Origin of the sequence: Streptomyces siamensis (assembly GCF_039543605.1) — a bacterium.
GTDB lineage: Bacteria > Actinomycetota > Actinomycetes > Streptomycetales > Streptomycetaceae > Streptomyces > Streptomyces siamensis.
Genome location: NZ_BAABKB010000023.1, coordinates 194149 through 208566 on the forward strand (window position 1 = coordinate 194149; position 14418 = coordinate 208566).

Annotated in this window: 11 protein-coding genes; 6 read left to right on the forward strand and 5 right to left on the reverse strand. The window is 68.8% G+C overall.

Annotated elements, in window-relative coordinates:
- Positions 1-182: 182 nt before the first annotated feature.
- A complete protein-coding gene (locus tag ABEB03_RS27905; protein WP_345655247.1) occupies positions 183-1235 on the forward strand; it encodes a right-handed parallel beta-helix repeat-containing protein in 1053 nt (350 codons plus the stop codon).
- Positions 1236-1805: 570 nt separating this feature from the next.
- Here the strand turns inward: ABEB03_RS27905 and ABEB03_RS27910 are convergent.
- The 4 genes from ABEB03_RS27910 to ABEB03_RS27925 form a co-directional block, all read right to left on the reverse strand.
- The gene (locus ABEB03_RS27910; RefSeq protein WP_345655249.1) at positions 1806-2039 is read right to left on the reverse strand and encodes a hypothetical protein; all 234 of its coding nucleotides are present in this window, start codon (positions 2037-2039) and stop codon (positions 1806-1808) included.
- A gap of 111 nt (positions 2040-2150) precedes the next feature.
- Positions 2151-2750 carry a YceI family protein gene (locus ABEB03_RS27915; RefSeq protein ID WP_345655251.1) on the reverse strand — a complete coding sequence of 200 codons (600 nt, stop codon included), beginning with the start codon at positions 2748-2750 and terminating at the stop codon, positions 2151-2153.
- 97 nt (positions 2751-2847) lie between these two features.
- Positions 2848-3591 (reverse strand): SDR family oxidoreductase, encoded by a 744-nt coding sequence (locus tag ABEB03_RS27920; RefSeq protein WP_345655253.1) that lies wholly within the window; start codon positions 3589-3591, stop codon positions 2848-2850.
- Between the two features lie 431 nt (positions 3592-4022).
- Complete coding sequence (locus ABEB03_RS27925) at positions 4023-4520, reverse strand: Ohr family peroxiredoxin (protein ID WP_345655255.1); 498 nt, start codon at positions 4518-4520, stop codon at positions 4023-4025.
- Between the two features lie 644 nt (positions 4521-5164).
- On the opposite strand from ABEB03_RS27925, the gene ABEB03_RS27930 reads away from it, so the two are divergent.
- Both ABEB03_RS27930 and ABEB03_RS27935 read left to right on the forward strand, forming a co-directional pair.
- Entirely contained in the window at positions 5165-5908 is a 744-nt protein-coding gene (locus ABEB03_RS27930) for a PP2C family protein-serine/threonine phosphatase (protein WP_425589307.1), read from the forward strand.
- A gap of 307 nt (positions 5909-6215) precedes the next feature.
- Positions 6216-7427 (forward strand): serine hydrolase domain-containing protein, encoded by a 1212-nt coding sequence (locus tag ABEB03_RS27935; RefSeq protein ID WP_345655257.1) that lies wholly within the window; start codon positions 6216-6218, stop codon positions 7425-7427.
- 214 nt (positions 7428-7641) lie between these two features.
- Here the strand turns inward: ABEB03_RS27935 and aceE are convergent, their stop codons facing one another.
- Complete coding sequence (gene aceE, locus ABEB03_RS27940; RefSeq protein WP_345655260.1) at positions 7642-10329, reverse strand: pyruvate dehydrogenase (acetyl-transferring), homodimeric type; 2688 nt, start codon at positions 10327-10329, stop codon at positions 7642-7644.
- Between the two features lie 719 nt (positions 10330-11048).
- On the opposite strand from aceE, the gene ABEB03_RS27945 reads away from it, so the two are divergent.
- The 3 genes from ABEB03_RS27945 (at position 11049) to ABEB03_RS27955 (ending at position 14241) form a co-directional block, all read left to right on the forward strand.
- A complete protein-coding gene (locus tag ABEB03_RS27945; protein WP_345655262.1) occupies positions 11049-11522 on the forward strand; it encodes a carboxymuconolactone decarboxylase family protein in 474 nt (157 codons plus the stop codon).
- Between the two features lie 297 nt (positions 11523-11819).
- Positions 11820-12635 carry an aminoglycoside phosphotransferase family protein gene (locus ABEB03_RS27950; RefSeq protein ID WP_345655264.1) on the forward strand — a complete coding sequence of 272 codons (816 nt, stop codon included), beginning with the start codon at positions 11820-11822 and terminating at the stop codon, positions 12633-12635.
- Between the two features lie 298 nt (positions 12636-12933).
- Complete coding sequence (locus tag ABEB03_RS27955) at positions 12934-14241, forward strand: serine/threonine-protein kinase (protein ID WP_345655266.1); 1308 nt, start codon at positions 12934-12936, stop codon at positions 14239-14241.
- Positions 14242-14418: the final 177 nt, after the last annotated feature.

Genomic DNA, 14418 nt, shown 5'->3' on the forward strand with positions numbered 1-14418 from the left:
CCGTCGAGCACGGTTCCTGAGCCATGCCGGTCGTCGGCTTCGGCTGTTCGGCGGATGCCACGGCAGCCTGGCGGGCGGCCCCCGCCCGCCAGGGGCACCATCCCTGACGTCGGGGTGTCCAGGCCGATCCCCTTGCACAAGGACGAGCGCCGGGCGCCCGCGCGCCGAACAGGAGGACACAGATGGTGATGCGAGCAGCCGGGGCGGCCCGACGGCGGTGGGCGGCAACAGTCATGGCGACCGTGGGGGTGCTCGGCGTGGTCGGAGGCCCCGCCGCGGCCGCGGACAAGAACGGCACCGACGTGAACTGCAAGGACGACCCCCAAGCCCTTCAGCGCGCGATCACCAGTGCGGCGCCAGGGGCGACGCTACGAGTGAAGGGGACCTGCGTCGGCCCCTTCACCCTCGCCGACGACCTGACCCTGATCGGCCAGGGGCGCGCGGTCCTCGACGGCAACCACGCCGGCTCCACCGTGAAGGTGGCCGATGCGGCCCGGGTGTGGCTTTCCTCCCTGACCATCACCGACGGGACCGCGGTCGCGGGCGGCGGCATCTCCAACACCGGCGGCAGCACGGTGACGCTGGACCGCACCACGGTTCGGTTCAACACCGCGACGAGCGGCACCAGTGGTGGCGGCGGCATCTACAACGGCGGCGGCACGGTGACGCTGAACAACTCGACGGTGGGCAACAACGCCGCGGCAAGCGGCCTCGACGGTACGGCAGTGAGTGGCGGTGGCGGCATCTACAACGACGGCGGCACGGTGACGCTGAACAACTCGACGGTGGGCAACAACACCGCGACAACCGGCAACGGCACCGCTTCCAACGGCGGCGGCATCTTCAGCAAGGGCACTCTGGCGCTGAACCACTCCACGGTGGACGGGAACACGGCCACCTACGCCGCCGGCATCTTCGTCGTCGAGGGCACGGCGAGGCTCGACAACTCCACGGTGCGCAACAACACCGCTGACGCCAGCGGCGGCGGCATCTACAACGCCGGCACGACAACGCTCGACCAGTCCAAGGTGGACGAGAACACGGCCACCGACGGCGGCGGCATCTTCAACCAGGGCACGATGCAGCTGAACGACTCGACGGTGGAGCGCAACACGGCGGCGAACAGTGGCGGCGGCATCTCCAACGGCGGCGGCACGGTGACGCTCGACGACTCCACAGTGCGCGACAACCGCCCGGACGACTGCACCGGCGGCGTCCCCGGCTGCACGACCTGACGACAGCGACAGCGATTCTCCCGGGCCGCCACGAAACCGTACGCCTCCAGTATCACGGCAGGTCGGGGGCGCCCGGTGCGACGTGAAGCCAATCCCTCCGCGTTGAGCGTCTCCGGTGCCCATGACGTCACCCGGGTCGTCCAGCAGGGGACGTGCACGGTCCGCCGACGGGTTGACGCGGGTGGCGGGGTGGTGCTGATCTGCGCCACCCCGCCGCCGTGGCGCGGGCACCGTGTTCGCCGTGCAGCGGGCCGTCGGACCAGCCGGCGCGGCGAGAATGGTGTGCCGGGCACCGTGGTGGAGTCGATGATCGCCGAGACGGCACAACGGCGTGCGTGCGAAAGGCTGCGATGGCTGCCTTGACCACTGTTCAGTCGAGGTCGGAGCGTGCAGGGCAGCGGGGCCTCCACGGCGCGCGCCACCGCAACCGCGGAGGTGAGCGTGACGAGGAGGAGCCGCAGCAGAGCCGACCGGAGGAACCTGCCACCTGTTCGGGCCGGGTTGCGAGGGCACGTACGGTCCAGAAAGGCGTGAGCGTCTGTTCGTTCCCGTCCAGGCGGCGCGTTCTGATTACGGGGCCGTATCAGGCAGATGGTCGTCGGCTTCGCCGTCGATGGCGTCGTCGTACGGGGTTGCCGAACGGGAGGCCTGACACAGCGCGTTGGACACCTCCTGCATCTGCACGTTGAGATCGGCGAGCGCCCGGTGAAGCTCGTGGACGCGGATTTCGAGCTCGGTGGCCTTGGCGGTCAGCGCCGCGACCGTGGCCGTGAAGGCCGGTCGGTTCTCGGATGCCATGGTCATCAGACGTCCTCTCTCGGAAGAGTCCGGAAAGCATCGGGGGTAGATCGGACTCCCAGGGTGGGAGTCCGATGTGCCGGCAGGGGGTCCGATGTGCCGGCAGGGGGTCCGGCGTCATGCAGCGGGCGCCAGGCCCACCTGAACTGCCGAGATGTCGAGGTCCAGCCTCACCTTGTCTCCGATGAGAACGCCTCCTGTCTCCAGTGCCGCGTTCCAGGTGAGCCCCCAGTCGGACCGCTGCAGGGTGGCCGTGCCCTCGAACCCGACCCGGTTCTTCCCGTCGAGGTCCCGGCCGGTCCCGCCGAACGCGAGGTCGACGGTGACGGGTAGTTCGACGTCCTTGATCCGGAGGTCTCCGGACATACGGAACCCGTCGCCACCGACCGGGACGAGTCCGGTGGACCGAAAGGTCATCAGGGGAAACGTCGAGGAGTCGAAGATGTCGGGGCCCACGAGGTGCGCGTCCCGGTCCCGCATGCCCGTGTCCAGGCTGTCGGTCTGGACACTCAGATAGGCCTTGGACCGGGCGGGTCGCGCCCCGTCGAGCTGGAGGATCCCCTCGAAGGTGCCGAACGTCCCGCGCACATTCGTGATCATGGCGTGTCGGACGGAGAAGCCGATCCTGCTGTGTACCGGATCAACTGTGTACACACCGGCCAGTGCCGCGTACCGGCTGGTTCCGGAGCGGGTCTTCTGGTGGTGGTTCCTGAGCATGGCGAGGCCGCTTCCTTTGTGCGATGGCTGTCGGGGTGGGACGGAGACGTCGGCGCGTACCGTGCCCACCGCTGAACTCGGGTTCCTGCTCGATGACTTACCGCCGCGCGAGCCAGTCGGCGAAGTGTGTCTCGGCGATGTGCGCGCCGGGGCCGGGAAGGAGGCTGGTCTCTTCGAGCTCGGAGCCGAAGTACGGGGCGTGAGGGTCCGCCACGACACTGCGAGAGTCGCTGTCGGCGGCGAGTCCCATGGTGATGAAATCCCGGAACTCGAACGCATCGGGTCCGGCGATCTCCCCCACACCGTCGAGTGGCGCGCCGACGGCCGTGCGGGCCACGGCGGCGGCCACGTCGTCGGCGTACAGCGGCTGGATCTTCGCGTCGGGGACGCGCACCGTGTCGCCCTCGGTCATCGAGTCCGCGATGCCCTTCACGAACTCGAAGAACTGCGTGGCATGGACGATGGAGTACGCGATTCCCGACGCCTTGACGAGCTCCTCCTGCGCCAGCTTGGCACGGAAGTATGCGTTGTCCGGGAGCCGGTCGGTGCCCACGATGGAGAGCACGACGTGGTGAGCCACTCCGGCCTCCGCCTCCGCCACGAGGAGGTTGGCGGTCGAGGTGTGGAAGAACTCCATGACGGCGTCGGGTTCGTACGAGGGGGAGTTCGACACGTCGACCACGACCGAGGCGCCCTTAAGGACGTCGGCCAGCCCTTCACCCGTGAGTGTGTTGACGCCGGTGTTGGGTGAGGCGGGCACCGCCTCGTGACCGTGTTCGTCGAGCTTGCCGACGACCTTCGAGCCGATCAGGCCGGTTCCGCCGATGACGACAACCTTCATGATGAACAACCTTTCGCAGTGCGGTGAAGTGAATGTGATGCTGTGAGATGAGCTCGTAGAGACGCACGCCTGCTGTTCGACGAGCTTTCGTTCGGCCGAGACGTCTTCCAGTACCGATCACCAGCACCGTGGTGGAGATGTGCCGTTCACTGAGAGACACGATTTGCTCCCAAAGCCTTGGTTGGTCATTGAGTACGACCGGACGCCCTGGGTGTTTGTGACAGGGGGCGGACGCCACCGGCTCGGCTGCCCGTGATGAGGACGCCGGCGAGCGGCCGATACGGGTGTGACGGGCGGGGATGGCCCGCGATCCCGTCACTCTGCCCCCCACCGGCGGCCGTCGCGTCAGGAGAGAAGGCTGTCCAGGGGGACATCGGGATCGACGAGGCGGGCGTCGTCGCGGCACGATCCGCGGACCGTGCCGCACCGGCTCAGGGAGCCAGCGTGACCGTCACGGGCGTCCCCCGCACGGCCATCTTCGTGTACGGGCTCAGCGAGTCGGCCTTCTTCAGCAAGGGAGTGGCGATCTCCGGAGCGACGCCGGGCCAGATGACCTCGAGTTCGAGACGCAGCGCGTAGCCACCGTCCTGCGGATCACGCCCGAAGGCCACCGTCGCGTCCACGGTGATGGCGGCAGGATCGAGCGCCGCTTGTCGCGCCACCAGGCTCAGGGCTCCGTGGTAGCAGGCCGCGCAGCCGGCCGCGAACAACTGCTCGGGGTTGGTTCCCCGGCCGTCCCCGCCCAGCTCGGCAGGCACCCGCAGACTGAGGTCCAGCGCCCCGTCGGAGGACCGGGCGCTGCCCGAGGCCCGTCCGTGCCCGGCCGCGCCACCGCTGACGGTCACGGTCGTGGTGTAGATGGCGGAGAACGACCGGCCTTCGAAGTTCTTCTCCGTGGGCAGGTCGGGCAACGGGATGTGGTCGCTCAACGCAGGACTCCCGCGTCGCGGCAAGAGCGCCGAGACACCCATGACCCCGGTGGGTTCACTCCATGGGCATGGCTCTCTGTGCCGTTCATGTCCTTCATCGCGTCGGCTGTCCTTCCGTTCGGGGAAACGGGTCACGGATGACTGGATGACCGACGAGCCGCACCCTTTGTGACACGCGCACTGTGAAGGCGACGGCGTTCCCTCGTCGCCTCGTCAAGGGAGCCGACGTCATCCCCAGCGCGATGCTTGCACCTTCCCGACTCGAGACCGCCGTGCTACAAGCCCCGGGAGGCGGGTGCCGCTCCGGACCGGACGACCTTCACACTGTTCCGACCCGGCGAGAGAACAACGTCGCTCAAGGCGTACGAGTGGTGACCGCCCATGGCGTCTCTCGGTCGGCGGACGAACCAGGCATGTGACCCCGGGCACCCGATGCCCGCCCCGTGTCACACATCCGCTGACGCCGCTGTCTGATGTACGGCCCACGGAGGGCTAAACAGGAATTGAGGGCGGGTATGTCGGGTGCGCGTGACCGCAGGGCGCGCAGAATCGGATCGCAGTGGGGCGGTGCGGACCGCTGGTCCGGCGCCGGAAGGCCGGCGAAGACGGAGGCCGACGCGCTGATAGCGCGCGAAAGTGTCTCCTTGGAGCGCAGTCTCCTTCCCACCCCGGTGCTGCGCGGAGACGACTTCACGGTGGCTTCCCGTTACGAACCGGGGCGGTCCCACGCACTCCTGAGCGGCGACTTCTTCGATGTGGTGCAGACCGAGGATTCGACCGTCCACGTGATCCTCGGCGACGTTTCCGGGCACGGAGCGGTCGAAGCGGCGCTCGCCGTTCATCTGCGGGTGGCCTGGCGGACGGCCGTTCACTGCGGCAGGTCCCAGATGGAGCAACTGGGTCTCCTCGAAAGGATCCTGATCGACCTGAGAGCCGACGACGACACCTATGCCACGGTCGTGTCGCTGGTGTTCCCTCCCGAAGGAACGTCCGTCAGGGCGGTGAGCGCGGGGCACCCGGGCCTTCTCCTGCGACGCCGTTCCGAGGACATCCGGTGGGTGGAACCGCAAGCCGGGATCGCGCTCGGTCTCTTTCCCGGGTGCACCGACTGGGCCGAGACTCAGATCGACCTCGCTCCCCTGGACAGCATCGTCCTGTTCACCGACGGGCTCTTCGAGGGCAGGACCGACGCCTCCGCACGCCTCGGCGAGGAGGGCCTCCTGGGACTGGCGACGCAGTACGCGCATCTGCCGTCTCAGGAGTTCATCGACGCGCTGGTCACGTCCGCCGCGTCCCTGGCCGCTCCCTTCGGAGGCCTGGGAGACGACGTGGCCGTTCTCCATCTGGGGTGGAACCCGCTGGCAGCAGCGCCGGCTCGCAGCACATGAACGGTGCCCGACCGCCACCTGAGGCGGCGATGACCTCGGCTGGGCGCGAAGAGCCCCAAAACACCCCAGGACAGTGTGACAACGAGTGGGGCATCGGCAGCGTGCATGACCACCGATCCGCGCGACATTGTCACAGTATTACGATGTATCCGGCGCCGCCCAGGCGGTGGCGTCGCGTCACCCCCCGCCCCCGCGTGAGTACCGGGCTGCGGCATGACGGTCACTCAGTTTCTTCTCCAGTGACCGTCGTCGACTCCATCGGACCGGGCCACGGCGCCCCGTCCGATCCCTGACCAGAAAGACTCGGATGTACATCAAGAATGCGAGCGTCGTGCTCGCAGGCTCTGCCGTGCTGGCCACTCTGGCCGCTTCTCCGGCGAGCGCAGCCACCTCCTCCCTCCCCACCCCTTCTGTCACCTCGGTCCTCGCGGTGCAGAAGCAGGCCATGGCCGGCGGCGCGCCCGGCGCCCTCACCCGTATCGACGCGGGCAGCTCCACCTACCGCATCTCGTCGGGGCAGGCGGACACCGCCACGCACGCCGCGATGGACACCGGCCGTCGGTTCCGGGTCGGCAGCGTCAGCAAGACGTTCACCACGGTGGTGCTCATGCAGCTGGTCGCCGAGGGGCGCATCGACCTCGACGCCCCGGCGAACGCCTACCTCCCGAAGCCGCTGCCGGACGACCGCATCACCGTGCGGCACCTGCTCAGCCACCGCAGTGGTCTGTGGGACTACACCAACGAGATGTTCTCCTCCACCGTTCCCGGCTTCGAGTCCGTGCGGAACAAGGTGTTCACCTACCAGGAGCTGATCGACCGTTCGACGGCCCACCAGGTGAACAACGAGCCGGGGGCCGCCTACAGCTACTCCAACACCAACTTCGTGGTGCTGGGCCAACTCATCGAGCACGTCACCGGTGTGCCGATGGCCACCCACTACCAGCAGCGCATCTTCGAGCCGCTGGACCTCAAGCACACCTCCTACGTGCACCCGCAGACCACCATCTCCGGTTCCTACGCCCGCGGTTACCTGCGTCAGGACGACACCACGCTGCCGCTGGTGGACTCCACCGAGCAGACCGTCTCGTGGGCGCAGTCGGCCGGAGCGATCATCTCCGACGCGGCCGACCTGAACCGGTTCTTCTCCTCCCTCGTCTCCGGCCGGCTCGTGCCCAAGGCGCAGCTGCAGGACATGATGCGCATGGTTCCGGTCAACGCGGACGGCACCCAGTCCTACGGACTCGGCCTGCGCAGCCGCAAGCTCTCCTGCGGCGTGACGGTGTACGGCCACACGGGCACCGTCCAGGGCTACTACACGTACGCCTTCACCACGGCTGACGGCAAGCGCAGCATGACGTCGATGGCGAACACCTCCAACAACGGATCCGTCAACACCGTCCTCGGTGGCACGCTGGAGGCCGCGTTCTGCGGCACCGCCCCCGCCAAGGCCGACACGTTCGCGTCCACCACAGGCGAGGGATTCACCGAGGACATCGCTCCCCAGGTGACCCGCCACTGAACGGCCTCGCCCTGACGCGCGCGTGACGGGATTCCGGTCACACGCCGCCGCGCCCCCGCACACCGGCCCTGTAACCGTGTGCGGGGGCGCTGTCCGTCATACCGGCGTCGCCTGAGCCGCTGCGCGCCGCTGTGAGCGCTGTGCGGCCACGGTGAGCGGCGAGGGTCGCCGCGCGTGCCGAACGGTGGGTGAGGCGGGCGGTCGCGGCTCCGGATCAGTCCCGCCAGCCGTAGCGGTCGCGGGCCTTCGCGACCGTCTCCGCGTCGATCGCCCCGGTCTGTGCCATCCGGTCCAGGGCCGCCACCACGATCGACTCGGCGTCCACATGGAAGTAGCGGCGCACCGCGTCCCGGGTGTCCGACAGGCCGAAGCCGTCCGTCCCCAAGGACGAGTAGTCCTGCTCGACCCACTGACTGATCTGGTCGGGCACCTGCCGCATCCAGTCGCTCACGGCAAGGACCGGGCCCCGCGCACCCGACAGCGCGCGCGTCACGTACGGTTCGCGCCGCTCACCCCGCAGCCGCGCCCGGTCGGCCCTCAGCGCGTCGCGCCGCAGCTCCGTCCATGAGGTCACCGACCACACGTCGGCGTGGACGCCCCAGTGCGACGCGAGGAGATCCTGGGCCTCCAAGGCCCAGTGGATCGCCGTTCCCGACGCCAGCAGCTGGATGGCCGGCCCAGCATCGTGGGAGGCGGCCCGCCTGAAGCGGTAGATGCCTCGCCGGATTCCCTCCTCGATCGACGGCCCCGCAGGCATGGGCGGTTGGGACTTGGGCTCGTTGTAGACCGTCAGGTAGTAGAAGACGTCCTCGGGCTCCTCGCCGTACATACGCCGCAGCCCGTCCCTGACGATCACCGCGATCTCGTACGCGAAGGCCGGGTCGTAGCTCACCGCCGCCGGATTGGTGGACGACAGCAGATGGGAATGCCCGTCGGCGTGCTGCAACCCCTCGCCGGTCATCGTGGTACGGCCGGCCGTCGCACCGATGACGAAACCGCGCCCCAACTGGTCGGCCAGCGCCCAGAGCTGGTCACCGGTGCGCTGGAACCCGAACATGGCGTAGAAGATGTAGAAGGGGATCATGGGTTCACCGTGTGTGGCGTACGAGGTCGCGGCTGCGGTGAACTCGGCCATGGAGCCGGCCTCGGTGATGCCTTCGTCGATGAGCTGGCCGGTCCTGGCCTCCCGGTAGTAGAGAAGCTGATCCGCGTCGACGGGTGCGTAGTTCTGGCCGTCGTGCGAGTAGATCCCGGCTGTCGGGAACAGTGACTCCATGCCGAACGTCCGGGCCTCGTCCGGGATGATGGGCACCCAGCGCTGCCCCGTCTCCGGGTCGCGCATCAGATCCTTGACCAGGCGGACGAGTGCCGTGGTGGTGGCCAACTCCTGCTTGCCGGAGCCCTTCTGCAGGGCTTCGAAGGGCCGGGACGGCGGCTGTGGCAGGGGCTTGGCGACCGTCCTGCGCACCGGGACGGAGCCTCCCAGAGCAGCGCGGCGCTCCCGCAGATACCGCACCTCCGGCGCGTCCTCGCCAGGGTGCCAGAACGGCACCACGTCCCCGCTCAGCGCGCTGTCCGGGATGGGCAGCTCCAGCACGTCGCGCATGCGGCGGAACTGCGCCGTCGTCAGCTTCTTCATCTGGTGGTTGGCGTTGCGCGACTCGAAGTCCGGCCCCAGCGTGTGTCCCTTCACCGTCTGGGCGAGGATCACGGTCGGCTCCCCCTTGTGCTCTACCGCGGCCCGGTAGGCGGCGTAGACCTTCAGGGGTTCGTGTCCCCCGCGCGAGTTCGTGAACATCTCGGTGAGCTGGGCGTCGCTCAGCCTCGCGGCGACGGCGGAAAGCGCGTCACCGGTGAAGAAGTGCTCGCGTACATAGGCCGCGTCCCGCGCGGCGTACGTCTGGAACTGGGCGTCGGGGACCTCGCCGAGGCGGTGTACGAGGGCACCGGTGGTGTCCTGCTGCAGCACGGAGTCCCAGGCCTCGCCCCACAGCGACTTCACCACATGCCAGCCCGCTCCTCGGAAACGGGCCTCGAGTTCCTGGACGATCTTGGAATTCGACCGCACCGGACCGTCCAGGCGCTGCAGGTTGCAGTTGATGACGAAGGTGAGGTTGTCCAGACCCTCCCGAGCGGCGAGCGTCAGCGCGGCCGTCGATTCGGGCTCGTCCATCTCCCCGTCACCGAGGAACGCCCAAACCCGGGACCGCGAGGTGTCCTTGATGCCCCGGTCGTGCAGATAGCGGTTGAACCTCGCCTGGTAGATGGCGGCCAGCGGCCCGAGTCCCATCGACACGGTCGGGAACTCCCACAGCCACGGCAGCCGCCTGGGGTGCGGATAGGACGGGAGGCCGTGGCCAGCGGCCTCGCGCCGGAAACCGTCGAGCTGGTCCTCGCGCAGGCGCCCCTCCAGAAAGAGGCGCGCGTAGATGCCCGGCGACGCATGGCCCTGGACGAACAGCTGATCGCCCGAGCCGTCCTCGTCCTTGCCGCGGAAGAAGTGCTGGAACCCGATCTCGTAGAGCCATGCCGCCGAGGCGTAGGTGGCGATGTGTCCGCCGAGACCCAGGTGTGATCCGCGGGTCACCATCGCTGCCGCATTCCACCTGTTCAGAGCGGTGATCCGGGATTCCATGGCGACATCCCCGGGATAGGCCGGCTGCGCCGACACCGGGATCGTGTTGATGTAGTCCGAGGAGAGGAGCCGGGGCAGGGCCAGTCCGGATCTGGCCGCGTGCTCATGGAGGCGTCGCAGCAGAAACACCGTCCGTTCCGGCCCCGCGTTCTTCATGACGGCGTCGAGCGACGCCTGCCATTCGGAGGTCTCCTCTGCGTCGCGGTCGGGCAGCTGGTCGAGCTCGCTCGTCGTGGGGGCCTCTGCGGACCGGACCGGGTCACTCATGGCGGTCTTCCTGTCGGGGACGGTGGGGGTGGGGCGGGGAGGCGGGCCTGTCCCCCTTGGCATTCGTGAGGACGAGGACAGCGACTCGTTTCCTACGACAGGGCTCGTGCCGCTGGTGTGACACTTCTGCACGGGAGACCGCTGTCACACCTGCGGCCAGGGCGAGGGCCGCGACCACGACATCGATGTGGGCATGGAGCGCCAGGGCACCGCCCTGGCAGAGGCGGGCCGGTCCCTGGAGGAGCTGCACTCCCCCGCGACGGAGAGCTACTCGAGGCACGCGCCGAGTGACGACGCGACCCGGGTCCTCGTGCGCCCCCGCTCGCTCAGCCCGGCCCAGGTCGCCTCCTGGACACCGCCGTGCGTCGAGACCGCTGTCCGCGGCGGTCGGCACACGGCCGCCCGTCCGCCGACCGCATGGGGTCTGCAGGATCTCGAGAACACCACCACGCTGATCGTCAGCGAACTGGTCGCCAACGCGGTTCGCCACGGCACCGGCCCGGTCCGTCTCCGCCTCATCCGGCACGCCTTCGATACGAGTGTCCGGCGCGCGGTGCCGGAGGGGTCGTCGGGGCGGAGCAACCGCCCTGTCCCTCTCGGTGGACGGCCTGCCCGACACGGCCCTCGGCATCCCGGAGCAGCCGGGCTGCCCGGCGATGTCACACCTTGCCGGGCTGTCCGGTCAGTACTGCGTCACGACACCTCTCCTGGGAGAAATCATGGATGCGCGTCTCAACTACTACGGCAACTCCGTCGGGACCAAGGTGCTGAAGCACCTCGTCTCCGCCAGCAAGGTGCTGTCGGACTCGACGCTGCCGGCCACCATCCGGCATCTCGTGGAGGTCCGCGCCAGCCAGATCAACGGCTGCGGCTTCTGCACCGACATGCACACCAAGGAGGCCGCCCACGCCGGCGAGACCACGGTGCGGCTCAATCTGGTCGCGGCCTGGCGGGAGGCGACGGTCTTCACCGAGGCCGAGCGCGCCGTGCTGGAGCTGACCGAACAGGGCACCCGCGTCGCGGACGCGGCCGGCGGCGTCACCGACGAGGCCTGGGCGAACGTCGCCAAGCACTTCGACGAGGACCAACTCGCCGCGCTGGTATCCCAGATCGCCGTGATCAACGCCTACAACCGCATCAACATCATCAACCAGCAGCCGGCGGGCAGCTACACGGTCGGCATGTTCGGCTGAGCCAGGACGTCCGGCTCGGCCGGATGCGCACGGTCCGGCTCCCTGTCGCCCCGACCTCTGACAGGGGACGGACTCAGGCGCCACCGACCGCACAGAACCGTGCGGCCGGTGGCGCCTGTCGCTGTGACAAGCCTCAAACTTCACGGCCTTCGTCCTGGTCATGGGCGCCTTGGTCGGAGCACCTGATCAGACGAGGGCCGCCTCAACATCCGGTGAATGCCTTGCTGAGGCACCAAATTCGAAGCGCGTTTCGGAGCCGGTCCAACCAATGCCGACCTGCCCGGTAGCGTGATCGGCATGACCTCTGAGGGCGGGGCGACACAGGGCGAAGCCCTGGACGGCGGCATGGCAAACGCGGGCGCGGTTCTCCGTCGCGGTTCCCTGGTGGAACGCCCGGCGCCGCCTACTGCGCGCGCCCTTCACGCCCACCTCCGCGCGCTCAAGGTGCACGGCTTCGACGCGGCTCCGACCCCTGTCCAGCTCACGCCGGAGGGCCGCGAGCAGCTGACCTACATCCCCGGCGACGTTGCCCTGCCCCCGTTTCCCCGCTGGGTGATGACGGAGACCGCTCTGCGTTCGGTGGGAAGCCTGCTACGGCGCCTGCACGACGCCAGCATGGCCGTCACCGTGGACACACTCACCGCATGGCCCCAGGCTCTGGCCGACCCGGAGGGAGGAACGATGCTGTGCCACAACGACGTGTGCCTGGAAAACGTCGTCTTCCGCGACGGTCGTGCCACGGCCCTGATCGACTTCGACCTGGCGGCGCCCGGGCGGCCACTGTGGGATGTCGCCATGACCGCCCGCTACTGGGTCCCTATGCTCGATCCCGAGTCTGCGGCAGCCCTCTACCCGGCCGGGCTGGATGTCCCCAGGCGACTGCGACTCCTCGCCGACGGTTACGACCTCTCCCCGCAGCAGCGCGCTGAACTGCCCCGAGTCATTGAACAGGCCACCGCGACCTGCCGGACCTTCGTCACCGGCCGCGTGGCCGACAGTGACCCGGTCTTCACACAGGCGCTGTCCGAGCGCGGTGGCTGGCAACGGTGGGATCGCATCCAGGAGTGGCTTGTGGCCCACCGCAAGGTGTTCATCTCCGCCCTGCTGGACTGACCGGCCCGGAGATTGAAGAACAAGTTGTGACACTGTTCGCAATCATCGTCACGTGTTGGTCGGCGGGTGCGCCTGGCGGTCCCTGCCGCCCCGCGCTCTGCGGCCTCTGCGCCTGCGCCGGGCCGCGCGATGGTCGGCGGCGACGCCGGCCTGTGCTCGCTGTTGGCGGCTCGTCAGATCTCTCCATCCTGACCGGTAGGCTTGGGCGGCTGCGGTCCCCCCATCGTCACCCGAGAGCATGTGGTGAGTGACAGCCTGCGGCGGTCGATGCATCTCACGGCATGAGGGTGAAACACAGGTGTTGATAGCGGGCCGATACCGGCTGCACAATCCCATCGGACGCGGCGCGATGGGAGAGGTCTGGCGAGGCTTCGACGAGACTCTCGACAGACCGGTAGCCGTCAAACTCCTGCTCCCCCAGGACACGGACCCAACGGCCGCCTCACGTTTCCGCCTGGAGGCACAGACCGCGGGCAGCTTCAACCACCCCCATGTGGTGGGTGTCTTCGACTTCGGCCAGCACGAAGACCGCCTCTTCCTGGTGATGGAGCTGGTTGAGGGCGACAGCCTCGCCCGTCACCTCACCACCACCGGCCCGCTGCCCGCCGGGCAGGTGGCGCAGATCGCCGCACAGGCCGCCGCCGGGCTCGCCGCCGCCCATCAACAAGGCATCGTGCACCGCGACATCAAGCCCGCCAACCTCCTTCTGGACGCCGACGGCACGCTCAAGATCGGTGATTTCGGCATCGCCCGCTTCGTCGACGATCCGGCCGCCGCACTCACCACGACGGGACAGATCGTCGGCACGAGCCTCTACCTCGCCCCCGAGCGTGCCCTCGGCCGGCCCGCCGAACCCGCCTGCGACGTGTACGCCCTTGGCTGCGTGATCTACCAACTCCTCACCGGCCGCCCGCCGTTCCAGGCCGACACCGCTGTCGCGATCCTCCACCAGCACCTGGACACCGCCCCCGTGCCGCCCCGGCAGCGGGGCGCGGACATTCCGGCCGCCTTCGAGAACTATCTCCTGGCTCTCCTCGCCAAGCAGCCAAGTGATCGGCCCGAAGCACAACAGGTCGCTGACTGGTTCGCCACCGGCGCCTGGCAGGGCCGCTCCGAGCCGATGCCCGCCCCTGCACTGTGGCCCGGATCTGTGCCGTCGTCAGGACACAACGCCCCCTCCACGCAGCTGCCGTACACCACTGAGGCCGGCCCCGCGACCACCTACGCCTTGCCCTCCCCCGCCGGGCACACGCGTCGGTCACGTGCGTCTCGACGCCGGGGTGGTTCAAACATCCGCACACTCGCGGCCCATCGGCCGAGGGTCGCGGGCCTGGTCGCCGCGGCGGTGACCTTCCTGGCCGCCATGCTCGCCGGGGTGCTGTGGTTCTCCCCGGGCAGTAGTTCGGCAGAGACACCGCAAACCCCCACGCCCGGCATCACGAGCCCAACGACGACCCAGGAGCCGGCCGGCTCCGCGACCGTTACGCCGGACCCTTCATCCACCGCATCGCTGCCGGCGAGCATCGCAGACCACCCGGAGCGGGAACCCGAGCAAAAGCAGAGGGGGAACAAGCAAGGGAAGCACGAGGAAGGCGAGGACGACTGAGCGAGCCAGATCGTGTGGCTCGCAGCGTTGACCGACTCCCTTAGGTGACTCTGGATCACCTCCGCCGCATGGCGGAGAACGGCTGACGGTGGTGTGGGATCCGCACTGGTCGCTTGAACCGAGGCAGTTTCGCGGGCTGTACGAGTCCGGCGCGATGAGCCCGCGGGAAGCCCGCCA

Coding starts and splice junctions, on each gene's coding strand:
- ABEB03_RS27910 (WP_345655249.1), bottom strand. CDS start 2,039: ATGACCATGGCATCCGAGAACCGACCGGCCTTCACGGCCACGGTCGCG.
- ABEB03_RS27950 (WP_345655264.1), top strand. CDS start 11,820: ATGACCTCTGAGGGCGGGGCGACACAGGGCGAAGCCCTGGACGGCGGC.
- ABEB03_RS27905 (WP_345655247.1), top strand. CDS start 183: ATGGTGATGCGAGCAGCCGGGGCGGCCCGACGGCGGTGGGCGGCAACA.
- ABEB03_RS27920 (WP_345655253.1), bottom strand. CDS start 3,591: ATGAAGGTTGTCGTCATCGGCGGAACCGGCCTGATCGGCTCGAAGGTC.
- ABEB03_RS27915 (WP_345655251.1), bottom strand. CDS start 2,750: ATGCTCAGGAACCACCACCAGAAGACCCGCTCCGGAACCAGCCGGTAC.
- ABEB03_RS27935 (WP_345655257.1), top strand. CDS start 6,216: ATGTACATCAAGAATGCGAGCGTCGTGCTCGCAGGCTCTGCCGTGCTG.
- aceE (WP_345655260.1), bottom strand. CDS start 10,329: ATGAGTGACCCGGTCCGGTCCGCAGAGGCCCCCACGACGAGCGAGCTC.
- ABEB03_RS27945 (WP_345655262.1), top strand. CDS start 11,049: ATGGATGCGCGTCTCAACTACTACGGCAACTCCGTCGGGACCAAGGTG.